The following is a 10,986-nucleotide window of genomic DNA, read 5'->3' on the forward strand; positions in this document are numbered from 1 at the left end:
TCGTCCGAAATACGGCCGCCCGCCCTTCTCCCCTGATCGCCGCCGTAACCCGCCAGCCGCCCTCGTCCGCCCGGCGTCGCCGCCCCCAGAGCCTCGCCGTCCTCCGCCCGCCTTCGCCTCGTCCGCCAGACGTCGCCCCTCGCTCGTCCCCCGCCGTCGCGACGGCGGGCAGCGAGGTCACTCCGAGGCCGGCTCGGGGTTGCCCGACCACCAGCCGAGCACGTGGCCGATGTGGCGGTGCATGAGCGCCTCGACCCCCGGGGCGTCACCGGCCTCGAGGAGGTCGAGCAGCCGCTCGTGCTCCTCGGCCGACTCACGCAGCATCTCGGTGTGCAGCATGCCGGACAGCCCGGTGAGGCGGGTCTGGCGGCGCAGGTCGGTCACCAGGGACACGAGGCGGCTGTTGCCGGTAAGCGCGAGCAGGTTGCGGTGGAAGTCGATGTCGGCCGCCAGGTAGGTGGCAAGGTCGCCCTCGCCGGCGGCCTCGACGATGCCGCGCGCCTGGGCGCGCAGCCGCTCGCGCGGCGCCTCGGGAAAGTCGGCGGCCAGGTCCCGCACGACGGGGACCTCGATGAGCTGGCGGAGCTGGACCAGCTCCTCGAGGTCCTTGCGGGAGACGTCCGTGACCCGGAAGCCCTTGTTGCGGACGGGCTCGACGAAGCCGCGCTGCTGGAGGTTGATCATCGCCTCCCGCACCGGGGTGGCGGAGACGTCGAACTTCAGCGCGAGGCCGGGCACCGAGACCAGCTCCCCGGGGGGCAGCTGACCGGAGACGATCGCGGCCGCGACCGAGTCCTCGACATGGCTGCGCAGGCTGGCCGCGTGGACGACCGGGGCGAACGGCGTCGACATGTCGACCTCCGAGGATGGTGGGGTGCTCGGTGCGTCGATGCCCGAGATCTGTAACATGTCACACTGTATCGTCGGCGGGAGGTTCTCGCCCCGACTTATGCAGGAACGCTCGCTGAGAGGCAACGATGCGCACGAGCAAGGTCTTCCACGCCGTCGACTCCCACACCGAGGGCATGCCCACCCGGGTGATCACCGGGGGCGTGGGTGTGGTGCCGGGCGCCACGATGGCCGAGCGACGCGTGTGGTTCGCCGAGAACGCGGACGAGATCCGCACCCTGCTCATGTACGAGCCCCGCGGGCACGCGTCCATGAGCGGCGCGATCCTCCAGCCCCCGACCCGGCCCGACGCCGACTTCGGCGTCCTGTACATCGAGGTCTCGGGCCTGCTGCCGATGTGCGGCCACGGCACGATCGGCGTCGCCACCGTCCTGGTGGAGACCGGCATGGTGCCCGTCACGGAGCCCGTGACCACGGTGCGGCTGGACACCCCGGCCGGGCTGATCGTCGCCGACGTCGAGGTGCGGGACGGCGCGGCGAAGGCCGTCACGATCCGCAACGTGCCGTCCTTCGCGCACACCCTCGACGGGCTGGTCGAGGTCCCCGGCCTGGGCACGGTGGACTACGACCTGGCCTTCGGCGGCAACTTCTACGCCGTCGTCGACCTGGAGGCGCTCGGCCTGCCGTTCGAGCGCGCCGCCAAGGACCGGCTGCTCGCCGCCGGCCTGTCGATCATGGACGCCATCAACGCCGACGCGGAGCCCGTCCACCCGGAGCGCGAGGACATCCGCGGCTGCCACCACGTCTACCTCAAGGCGCCCGGCTCCACCGCGCGGCACTCCCGGCACGCCATGGCCATCCACCCGGGCTGGTTCGACCGCTCGCCCTGCGGCACCGGCACGAGCGCCCGCATGGCGCAGCTCCACGCGCGCGGCGAGCTGGGCCTCGGCGAGGACTTCGTCAACGAGTCCTACATCGGCACCCGCTTCGTCGGCCGCCTCGTCGAGGAGACCCAGGTCGGCGGCCGCCGCGCCGTCGTCCCCACGATCACCGGCCGCGCCTGGGTGACCGGCACCGCGCAGTACTTCCTCGACCCCACCGACCCGTTCCCCGCCGGTTTCCTCCTGTGACCGGCGGACGACGGCGGAGCCTGCCCCGCGAGGGGAGCGCACGGTGAGCCGGCACCCGGACCTCCTCGTGGTCGGCGCAGGCATCGTGGGCGCGGCCACGGCGTACCTCGCCGCCCGCGCCGGGCTGGCCGTCACGGTGGTCGACCGCGGGGTGCCCGGCGGCGGGACGTCCTCCCACGGGGAGGGCAACATCCTCGTCTCCGACAAGGAGCTCGGCCCCGAGCTCGACCTCGCCCTGTACTCCAACGCGGTCTGGCGCACCGAGCTCCTCGAGGGCGGGCACCTGTGGGAGCTCGAGCCCAAGGGCGGCGTCGTCGTCGCCTCGACCGAGGAGAGCCTCCGGGCGCTGCTCCGGCTGGCCGAGCACCAGCGCTCCGCCGGCATCACGGCCGAGCCCGTCGACGCAGCGGGTCTCGCGGACCTCGAGCCGCACCTGGCCCCGGGCCTCGCGGGCGGCGTGCTCTACCCCCAGGACGCCCAGCTGATGCCCATGCTCGCGGTGGCCCACCTGCTCCGGCTGGCCCGCGAGCTCGGGGCCCGGGTGCTCCCCCGCACGCCGGTCACCGGGATCCTGCGCGACGGCGACCGCGTCACCGGCGTGCGCAGCGCCGACGAGGAGCTGCCCGCGGGCGCCGTCCTCAACGCCGCGGGCCCCTGGGCGGCGGACGTCGCCGCCCTCGCCGGGGTCTCCCTGCCGGTGGCGCCGCGCCGGGGGTTCGTCCTGGTCACCGAGCCACTGCCGCCGATGACGATCCGCCACAAGGTCTACGCCGCGGAGTACGTCAGCGACGTGGCCAGCTCGGACTCGGCGCTGCAGTCCTCCCCCGTGGTCGAGGGCACGCCGGGCGGCACGGTGCTCATCGGGGCCACGCGCGAGCGTGTCGGGTTCGACCGCACCGTCTCCGTCCCCGCGCTCGCCCGGATGGCGGCCGCCGCCGTGCGGCTCTTCCCCGTGCTGGCGGGCGCGCAGGCGATGCGGCACTACCACGGCTTCCGCCCCTACTGCCCGGACCACCTGCCCGTCATCGGGCCGGACCCGCGCGCCCCAGGCCTCTGGCACGCCAGCGGGCACGAGGGTGCCGGCATCGGGCTGTCCGCCGGCACCGGCGCGCTGCTGGTCCAGGCCCTCACCGGCCAGGAGACCGCCCTGCCGCTGGCCCCGTTCGCCCCGGAGAGGTTCGGATGAGCCCCCTTCCCGCGACCTTCGACGGCGCGCCCCTGGCCGGCGAGCCCGGCCAGTCGGTGGCCGCCGCCCTCGTCGCCGCCGGCATCACTTCCTGGCGCACCACCCGCCGGGGCGGCCGCCCGCGCGGGATCTTCTGCGGCATCGGGGTCTGCCACGACTGCCTCCTCACGGTCGACGGCGTCCCCAACCAGCGCGCGTGCCTCGTCCCCCTGGCGCCGGGGATGGTCCTGGAGACGGGGGACGGCCGTGGCTGAGCGCACCGGACCGGGCGGTCGGGCCGGGTCCGGCGACGGCCGGTCCGCCGGGGTCCACGACGTCGCCGTGGTCGGCGCCGGCCCCGCCGGGCTCGCCGCCGCCGTCACCGCCGCCGAGGCGGGCAGCCGGGTGCTGCTGCTCGACGCCGCGGGCCAGAACGGCGGGCAGTACTGGCGCCACCGCGACGAGGCCGCGCACGCGGACGACCCCCGCGGGCACCACGACTGGGCGGTCTTCGCCGACCTGCGCGCGCGGCTGCGGGCCGCCGCGGACGCCGGGCTCGTCGAGCACCGGACGTGGACGTCGGTGTGGCTGCTCGAGCGTGCGGGCGAGGGGTTCCGGCTGCGCACCACGCCGACCGTTGGCCGCGAGGTCATCGCCACGGGCCCGCTGACCGGCGGTGCCGCCCCGGCGACCCACCTCGCCCGGCGCCTGGTCCTGTGCCCGGGCGCCTACGACCGCCAGCTCCCCGTGCCCGGCTGGGACCTGCCGGGCGTGCTCGCCGCCGGCGGCGCCCAGGCCCTCCTCAAGGGGCACGGCGTGCTCGCCGGCCGCCGCGTCGTCGTCGCCGGGACGGGCCCGTTCCTGCTGCCGGTCGCCGCCGGCCTGGCCGACGCCGGCGCCCGGGTGGTCGCGCTGTGCGAGGCGGCCGACCCCTCCCGCTGGGCCCGTCACCTCCCGGCCGCGGCCCGCCAGGGTGCCAAGCTGCTGCAGGCCGGCGAGTACGCCGCCCGCCTGGCCCGCCACCGCGTGCGGCTCCGCACCCGGACGGTGGTCACCGAGATCCTCGGCGAGGACCGTGTCACCGCCGCCCGGCTCGCCACGGTGGACGCCCGCGGCCGGGTGGTGGGCGAGGGACCGGTGGTCCCGGCCGACGCCGTAGCCCTGGGCTGGGGCTTCACCCCGCAGCTCGAGCTGCCCCTGATGCTCGGGACCGAGACCGCGCTTGGCGCCGACGGGAGCCTGGTGGTACGCGTGGACCCCGAGCAGCGCTCCTCGGTGTCCGGGGTGTACGTCGCCGGCGAGGCCACCGGGGTGGGCGGGGCGAGCCTGGCCGTCGCGGAGGGCCTGGTCGCCGGCGCGGCGGCCGCGGGCGCACGCCCGGCCGCCCGCCACCGCCGCCAGGTGCTCGCCCACCGCGCCTTCGCCCGCGCGATGCACGACGTCTACCCGGTGCCCGCCGCCTGGACCGGCTGGATCACCCCGCGCACGCTGGTGTGCCGCTGCGAGGAGGTCACCGCCGGCGACCTGCGGCGCGCGTGCCACGACCTCGCCGCCGAGGATCCGCGCGAGGCCCGCTCCACCACCCGCGCCGGTATGGGTCGGTGCCAGGGCCGCGTCTGCGGCTACGCCACGGCGGGCGTCCTGGCCGGGCTCACCGGCCGCGGCGTCACGGAAGAAGACCTGCTGGCCACCGGCCGGCGTCCCCTGGCCGCCCCCGTCACGCTCGGCACCCTCGCCGCGCTCGACGGCGCGGCCGACGACGAGGAGGTACCCACCGCATGAGCACCCGGACCGCACCCGCCGACACCACCGAGACCGAGGTCGACGAGCTCGCCCGCGCCGCGGCAGCCGCCGCACCCGCGTGGGCCGCGCTCGCCCCGACCGCCCGGGCCGCCGCGCTCACCGCCGTCGCCGACGCGCTCGACGCCGCCCGGGACGAGCTGGTGCCCCTCGCCCAGGAGGAGACGCACCTGCCGGAGGGGCGCCTGACGGGCGAGCTGCGGCGGACCACGTTCCAGCTGCGCCTGTTCGCCGACGTCGTCACGGAAGGCGCCCACCTCGACGCCCGCATCGACCACGCCGACCCGGACTGGCCCATGGGTGCCGCACGCCCCGACCTGCGCCGCGTCAACGAGCCGCTCGGCCCGGTGCTGGTGTTCGCGGCGTCGAACTTTCCGTTCGCGTTCTCGGTGGCCGGGGGCGATACCGCCTCGGCACTGGCGGCCGGCTGCCCCGTGCTGCTCAAGGCCCACCCGGGCCACCCCCTCCTCTCGGGGCGCACCGGCGAGATCGTCGTCGAGGCGCTGCGCGCCGCCGGCGCCCCGGACGGCACCTTCGCGGTGCTCCACGGCGTCGACGCCGGGACCGCCGCGCTGCGCCACCCGGCGGTGAAGGCCGCCGCGTTCACCGGCTCGCAGCACGCCGGGCGGGCGCTCTTCGACATCGCCGCCTCCCGCCCCGAGCCGATCCCGTTCTACGGCGAGCTCGGCAGCGTCAACCCGACCTTCGTCACCCCCGCCGCCGCCCGCGAGCGCGCCGAGGAGATCGCCGGCGGGTTCGTCGCCTCCTTCACCCTGGGCGTGGGCCAGTTCTGCACCAAGCCCGGCATCCTGTTCGTCCCTCGCGGCTCCGGCCTCGCCGAGCGGCTCGCGGCGGCCGAGCTCCCCGCCGGCGGACAGATGCTCAACGAGCGCCTGCGCGCGGGCTACGTCGAGCGTCTCGGGGAGCTGCGCTCCCACCCGTCCGTGCGGGTGCTGGCCGAGGGCGACGACCCGCTGGGAGACCGTCCGGGCCCGACCGTCCTGGCGACGTCGGCCGAGGACTTCCGCGCGGCGACGGCGGAGCTGGCGGGCGAGTGCTTCGGCCCCACCGCCCTGGTGGTCGAGTACGACGACGCCGCCGACCTCCCCGGTCTCGCGGCCTCTCTCGAGGGGCAGCTGACCGCGACGGTCCAGGGCACCGAGGGCGACGACGTCGCCGACCTGGTCGGCACGCTCGCCGGCCGGGCCGGCCGGGTGCTGTGGAACGAGTGGCCCACCGGCGTCTCCGTCACCCACGCGCAGCAGCACGGCGGTCCCTACCCCGCCACCACCGCCCCGACCACCACCTCGGTGGGCACCGCCGCCGTCACCCGGTTCCTCCGCCCGGTGGCCTACCAGAACATGCCGGAGCAGTTCCTCCCGGAGGCGCTGCGTGAGGACAACCCGCTCGGCATCCCGCGCCGCATGGACGGGACGCTCGAGCGCTGATGGCCACCGCAGCAGGGGAGCGCGGCGTGGGCGCCACCGTCTCGACGATCGACTACCACACCGCCGGCGAACCGTTCCGGATCGTCGCCGACGGCCTGCCGGAGATCCCGGGCGCGACCGTCGCCGACCGCCGGGTCTTCGCCCAGGGCAGCGCCGAGGTCGACCGCTACCGGCAGCTGCTCGTCCAGGAGCCGCGCGGGCACGCCGACATGTACGGCGGTTTCGTGGTGCCCCCGGACGACGACGGCGCCCACTTCGGAGTGCTCTTCTGGCACAAGGACGGTTACTCCACCGCCTGCGGGCACGGCACCATCGCGCTGGGGGTGTGGGCGGTGGAGCACGGGGTGGTGCCGTCCGGGCCCGACGGCGTGACGGACGTGGTCATCGACGTCCCGTCCGGGCGGGTGCGCGCGTCGGTCCACCTGCGGGGCGGCGCCGTCACCGGTGCCACGTTCGTCAACGTGCCCTCCTACGTGGTCGCCCGCGCGCTGCGGGTCGAGACGGAGCTGGGCACGGTGGACGCGGACGTCAGCTACGGCGGCGCGATCTACGCCTCGGTGCCGGCGTCGGCGTTCGGGCTCGAGGTCACGCCCGAGCACTACCCGGCGCTGATCGCCGCGGGCCGGGCGGTGAAGTCGGCGCTGAACGACTCCCCCGCGGCGCAGCACCCGGAGGACCCGCGCCTGTCCGGCATCTACGGGACGATCCTCTACGACGACCTCGGCCGCGACGCCGACGGTCCGCACCAGCGCAACGTCACGGTCTTCGCCGACGGCGAGGTGGACCGGTCGCCGTGCGGGTCCGGGACCTCCGCGCGGCTGCCGCTGCTGGTCGCGGACGGCCTGCTCGCCGACGGCGAGACCCTCACCCACGACTCGATCGTCGGGACCCGGTTCACGGCCCGCGTCCGCGAGCATTTCGACGTCGGTGGCCGGGCCGCCGTCGTCCCCGAGGTCAAAGGGCGCGCCTCGATGACCGGGGAGCACCGATTCGTCCTGCGGGACGACGACGAGGTGGGGACCGGTTTCACCCTGCGCTGACCGGTGGGGCGCTGCGGCGACCACCGGGGCGTTGGCGACCGGCGGGCCGCTGCGGGACGGACGGCCCCGGGACTGGATGAACAAGTGTATCTGAGCCGGTTAAGTGCTCCTGGGCCGACTTAACCCGCCCAGGAGCACTCAACCCCCAGCGAGCCAGCGGGGGGTGGGCTGGCGATCGGGCGTTCAGCACCTCCAACTCCTGGTCTCCGCTACCTGTGCACTTCTCTTGCGGCACCGCAAGCGAAGTGCACAGGTTCGAGAAAGGGAGGATCGGGGCCGCCACGGCACCGAGCCGTCAGGACCGGCGGCGGCCGCGCGTGCGGGACTTCAGCGTCGCATCCGCGGACGTCAGCTTGGCAGCGCGGGCGTGGGCGCCGCTCTCGACGTCGCCGATCATGTCGGCCAGCACCGCCGACTCCTCACCCAGGTCGGCCCGCAACGACGCCGGGGCGTAGGCCATCGCCGCCGCGACGGTCCCGCCGGCGGTGCGCAGGTGCCGCAGCGCGCCGGCGACGTCGCCGTCGCTGAGGAGGGTGGACGCCTCGCGCTTGGCGCGCTGCGTCTCCAGGTAGGCGAGCTCGGTGCGGACCACCGGGTCGGGGACCCGGCCGGCGGCCTGGTCGCCCGGCACGACGTTGACGTGCACCGGAACCGTGACCGTGTGCTCCTCCAGGCTCGGCAGCTCGATCCAGCTCAGGTCAGCTCGGCCACCTGCAGCAGCCCGAGCGAGGGCAGGCCCGGGACGTCGAGGGTCAGCACGATCTTGCGGGTCTCCCCCGCGTACAGGCCGCCGATCTCCACCTGCACGCCCTGCTCGACGAGGTTCGCCGGCAGGTCGTTGACCACGCGCAGCCCGCGCACCTGCGGGGACATCGCCACAAGCAGCGTGGCGGCCTGCGCGGCCTGGCTGAGCAGCCCGTCGACCTCGGCGGCGATCGCCTGGGCGGCGGCGTCGGGGTCCTCGGCGAAGGCCTCGTTGCCACCGCCGGATCGTGCGACGGCGGAGAGGAGCCGCTCGTCGTAGCCGAGGCCGTAGCCGAGGCTCGAGGTGGTCACGCCCTGGGTGCGGGCCTTGGCGGCGACGCCGCCGAGCACGTCAGGACGCGTCTCGCCGTGATTGGCGTGCCCGTCGCTGATGAGCACCAGCGTGGCCCCGGCCGGGGTGGCGGCCCGACGCGCCTCCTTCAGGCCGCGCAGGTAGCCCGCCGCGAGATCCGTGGACCCGCCGGTGTGGACGGCCGCGATCGCCTGCTTGACCGCCGCCTTGTCGGTGAGCGGACCCGCCGGGACGACGACGCGGGCCTCGTCGTCGAAGGCCACCAGCCCGAAGCGGTCGCGGGGGTCGAGCCGGTCGACCAGCTCGAGCAGGGCGCGCTTGGCACCCTCGAGCGGCGCCCCGTGCATGGAGCCGCTGCGGTCGAGGACCACCTCGAGGGTGGCGTCGGCCCGCTCGGCGTCGGCGGCAGGGGCGGGTGCGTCGATCTCGAGGAGCATGGAAAGGGTGGAGTCCGTCTCGACGGCGACGACGTCCACGTCGAGGTGGGTGGTGAGGTGCATGGGGAACTCCTTCGTGCCCTGGTCGGATCGGGTTCGACCGACCTATGATGCTGTCAGCATAGAGCCACTGCATAGGAGAGTCAATGCCATGGGCATAGGTCGAGATTCTGCGAGCGAGAAGGACCGGTACGCCGGGCTCGCCCGCCTGCTCCGCGGGCGGCGCACCGAGCTCGGCCTGTCGCGCCGGGACGTCGTGGCGCGCACCCAGCTCTCCTACCCTTACGTCTCGCAGCTCGAGGGCGGCTACCGGGCGCCGTCGCTGAGCTCCGCCCGCAAGCTGGCCGACGCGCTCCACCTCCAGGTCGAGGACATCGTGCGAGCCGCGGGCGGCGACCTGCCCGCGTCGCGCACGCCGCCCCCGGCCGGTGCACGGCTGGCGGTCGGCACGCAGTTCCGCAACCCGGCCTATCCCGCCAGCATTATGCAGACCGGTGTGCACTCGATGGCCGCTGCGATGGGCGGTGCCCCGCACGTCGGGGCCGCCGCGACCGCCGGGGCGCCCGCCCACGACACCCCCGCGCCGCGCGGCCGCAGCACCCCCGGCGATCTGGAGACCGTGGCCGACGACGTCGGACTGCTCCTGCGCCGCCTGCCGCCCGAGAGTCGCCTCGACGCCCTCGCGCTCGCCCAGTCACGGCTGATGGCCGAGATGGTGCAGGACCAGGTCCGCCGCGCGACCGAGGGCTGATCCCCCGGCCTCCGGCGTCTCGCGCCGGCTACCCCCGCGGCCGGTGGTTCGTCGTCCTCCTGACGCTTCCGTCGGGGTTGTAGGTGGTCCACTCCCCCACCTTCCGGCCGCGGTCGAAGTCGCCGGCGTCGAGCGGCTCGCCCGCCGCGTTCCACCGCTCCCACCGGCCGTGCTTCTCCCCGCGGGAGAACCCGCCTCGCTGCATCAGCGCCCCGGACGCCCGGTACCAGACCCACGCCCCGTCCAGCTCGCCGGCCGCGTAGCCACCCTCGGACCGCAGCCGGCCGTCCGCGGCGAGGTGCCGCCACGTCCCGTGCCGCTCACCGTCGACGTACTCGCCGACCATCACGCCGCCGTGGGCGTCGGGCTCGGTCCACGCACCGACCTTGCGGCCCTGCCCGTCCACAGCGTTCGGGCTCTCCGGCGGCGCGGTGCCCTCGCTCTCCGCCTGCCCGCCGTCGGCGCCCTTCCGTGCCGGGCTCACGCGGGGCTCGAGAGCATGATGAGGTTGCCGCAGGTGTCGTCGAGGACCGCGGTGAGCAGGTCCGGGCCCATCGCGGTCGGCTCCTGGGTGAAGGCGACCCCTTTGGCTGTCAGCTCCTTGTACGTGGCGTTCAGGTCGTCGACGGCGAAGGAAGCCGCCGGGATCCCGTCCGCCATCAGCGCGCTTTTGTACGCCTTGGCCGCCGGGTGGTCGTCGGGCTCGAGGAGCAGCTCGACGCCGTCGGGCTCGTCGGCGCCGACGACCGTGAGCCAGCGGAAGGCGCCGGCGGGGACGTCGGTCTTGGCGACGAAGCCGAGCTTGTCGGTGTAGAACTCGAGCGCCTTCTGCTGGTCGTCGACGAAGACGCTCGTCACGTGGATCCTGGGCACGTCAATCTCCTGGAGGGTCGAGGGGCCAGCGCCGGGTGATCGCGCGCAGCGGCTCCGTGTCGAGGTGGTGGACCTTGGTGCGGCCGTCCCGGTGCGAGCGCACCAGTCCGGCCTCTTCGAGCACCGCGAGGTGCTGGGAGATCGCCTGCCGCGTCGAGGTGCTGCCGTGCCGCATGGCGAGGCGCCCGCAGATCTCGAAGAGCGTCTGCCCGTCACGGAGCAGCAGCTCGTCGAGGATCAGTCGCCGTGTGGGGTCCGCGAGCGCCCGGTAGACGTCCTCCATGAGCCGACAATAGGTAAGTCAGGACTTGCATGTCAACGACCAGTGACACCTGCACGGCCCGGAACGGGGATCCCCCCCCCCCCCCCCCCCCCCCCCCCCCCGCCCGGCCGCGCCGGGCGGGCGGGGGCGGGCGCGGCGCGCGGCCCCCCCCCC

At 75.3% G+C, this 10,986-nt stretch carries 13 protein-coding genes; 7 read left to right on the forward strand and 6 right to left on the reverse strand.

Annotation, left to right across the window (positions count from 1 at the left end):
- Positions 1-177 precede the first annotated feature (177 nt).
- Positions 178-909 (reverse strand): GntR family transcriptional regulator, encoded by a 732-nt coding sequence (locus KZX45_RS06420; protein ID WP_248256894.1) that lies wholly within the window; start codon positions 907-909, stop codon positions 178-180.
- Positions 910-977: 68 nt separating this feature from the next.
- On the opposite strand from KZX45_RS06420, the gene KZX45_RS06425 reads away from it, so the two are divergent.
- The 6 genes from KZX45_RS06425 to KZX45_RS06450 are packed head-to-tail and all read left to right on the forward strand — an operon-like array spanning position 978 to position 7,432.
- Entirely contained in the window at positions 978-1,979 is a 1,002-nt protein-coding gene (locus KZX45_RS06425; RefSeq protein WP_248256895.1) for a proline racemase family protein, read from the forward strand.
- A 43-nt stretch (positions 1,980-2,022) separates the two neighbouring features.
- On the forward strand, positions 2,023-3,165 hold the full coding sequence (locus KZX45_RS06430; protein WP_248256896.1) for an FAD-dependent oxidoreductase: 1,143 nt from the start codon (positions 2,023-2,025) through the stop codon (positions 3,163-3,165).
- Positions 3,162-3,419 carry a (2Fe-2S)-binding protein gene (locus KZX45_RS06435; protein ID WP_248256897.1) on the forward strand — a complete coding sequence of 86 codons (258 nt, stop codon included), beginning with the start codon at positions 3,162-3,164 and terminating at the stop codon, positions 3,417-3,419. The genes KZX45_RS06430 and KZX45_RS06435 overlap by 4 nt, the downstream gene beginning before the upstream one ends.
- On the forward strand, positions 3,412-4,926 hold the full coding sequence (locus KZX45_RS20210; protein WP_248256898.1) for an NAD(P)/FAD-dependent oxidoreductase: 1,515 nt from the start codon (positions 3,412-3,414) through the stop codon (positions 4,924-4,926). The genes KZX45_RS06435 and KZX45_RS20210 overlap by 8 nt, the downstream gene beginning before the upstream one ends.
- Positions 4,923-6,392, forward strand: a complete 1,470-nt coding sequence (locus tag KZX45_RS06445; protein WP_248256899.1) for an aldehyde dehydrogenase (NADP(+)) — start codon at positions 4,923-4,925, stop codon at positions 6,390-6,392. The genes KZX45_RS20210 and KZX45_RS06445 overlap by 4 nt, the downstream gene beginning before the upstream one ends.
- Positions 6,392-7,432 carry a proline racemase family protein gene (locus KZX45_RS06450; RefSeq protein WP_248256900.1) on the forward strand — a complete coding sequence of 347 codons (1,041 nt, stop codon included), beginning with the start codon at positions 6,392-6,394 and terminating at the stop codon, positions 7,430-7,432. The genes KZX45_RS06445 and KZX45_RS06450 overlap by 1 nt, the downstream gene beginning before the upstream one ends.
- A 295-nt stretch (positions 7,433-7,727) precedes the next feature.
- On the opposite strand, the gene KZX45_RS06455 is transcribed toward KZX45_RS06450, so the two are convergent.
- Complete coding sequence (locus KZX45_RS06455) at positions 7,728-8,078, reverse strand: hypothetical protein (RefSeq protein ID WP_248256901.1); 351 nt, start codon at positions 8,076-8,078, stop codon at positions 7,728-7,730.
- A gap of 47 nt (positions 8,079-8,125) precedes the next feature.
- Positions 8,126-8,989, reverse strand: a complete 864-nt coding sequence (locus KZX45_RS06460) for a VWA domain-containing protein (protein WP_248256902.1) — start codon at positions 8,987-8,989, stop codon at positions 8,126-8,128.
- An 88-nt stretch (positions 8,990-9,077) separates the two neighbouring features.
- On the opposite strand from KZX45_RS06460, the gene KZX45_RS06465 reads away from it, so the two are divergent.
- On the forward strand, positions 9,078-9,677 hold the full coding sequence (locus KZX45_RS06465; protein ID WP_248256903.1) for a helix-turn-helix domain-containing protein: 600 nt from the start codon (positions 9,078-9,080) through the stop codon (positions 9,675-9,677).
- Between the two features lie 28 nt (positions 9,678-9,705).
- On the opposite strand, the gene KZX45_RS06470 is transcribed toward KZX45_RS06465, so the two are convergent.
- Genes KZX45_RS06470 through KZX45_RS06480 form a run of 3 tightly spaced genes read right to left on the reverse strand, consistent with a single transcriptional unit; the run spans position 9,706 to position 10,833 of the window.
- Positions 9,706-10,161, reverse strand: a complete 456-nt coding sequence (locus KZX45_RS06470) for a toxin-antitoxin system YwqK family antitoxin (protein ID WP_248256904.1) — start codon at positions 10,159-10,161, stop codon at positions 9,706-9,708.
- Positions 10,158-10,550: a VOC family protein gene (locus tag KZX45_RS06475; protein ID WP_248256905.1), complete on the reverse strand. Its 393-nt coding sequence runs from the start codon at positions 10,548-10,550 to the stop codon at positions 10,158-10,160. Before KZX45_RS06475 ends, KZX45_RS06470 begins: the two co-directional genes overlap by 4 nt.
- Before the next feature lies 1 nt (position 10,551).
- Positions 10,552-10,833: a helix-turn-helix transcriptional regulator gene (locus tag KZX45_RS06480; RefSeq protein WP_248256906.1), complete on the reverse strand. Its 282-nt coding sequence runs from the start codon at positions 10,831-10,833 to the stop codon at positions 10,552-10,554.
- Positions 10,834-10,986: the final 153 nt, after the last annotated feature.

Source organism: Georgenia sp. EYE_87 (assembly GCF_023148685.1).
GTDB lineage: Bacteria > Actinomycetota > Actinomycetes > Actinomycetales > Actinomycetaceae > Georgenia.

Excerpts from the sequence above, each read along its gene's own strand:
- KZX45_RS06420 (WP_248256894.1), bottom strand. The coding sequence starts at position 909 with ATGTTACAGATCTCGGGCATCGACGCACCGAGCACCCCACCATCCTCG.
- KZX45_RS06425 (WP_248256895.1), top strand. The coding sequence starts at position 978 with ATGCGCACGAGCAAGGTCTTCCACGCCGTCGACTCCCACACCGAGGGC.
- KZX45_RS06435 (WP_248256897.1), top strand. The coding sequence starts at position 3,162 with ATGAGCCCCCTTCCCGCGACCTTCGACGGCGCGCCCCTGGCCGGCGAG.
- KZX45_RS06445 (WP_248256899.1), top strand. The coding sequence starts at position 4,923 with ATGAGCACCCGGACCGCACCCGCCGACACCACCGAGACCGAGGTCGAC.
- KZX45_RS06450 (WP_248256900.1), top strand. The coding sequence starts at position 6,392 with ATGGCCACCGCAGCAGGGGAGCGCGGCGTGGGCGCCACCGTCTCGACG.
- KZX45_RS06460 (WP_248256902.1), bottom strand. The coding sequence starts at position 8,989 with ATGCACCTCACCACCCACCTCGACGTGGACGTCGTCGCCGTCGAGACG.
- KZX45_RS06465 (WP_248256903.1), top strand. The coding sequence starts at position 9,078 with ATGGGCATAGGTCGAGATTCTGCGAGCGAGAAGGACCGGTACGCCGGG.
- KZX45_RS06480 (WP_248256906.1), bottom strand. The coding sequence starts at position 10,833 with ATGGAGGACGTCTACCGGGCGCTCGCGGACCCCACACGGCGACTGATC.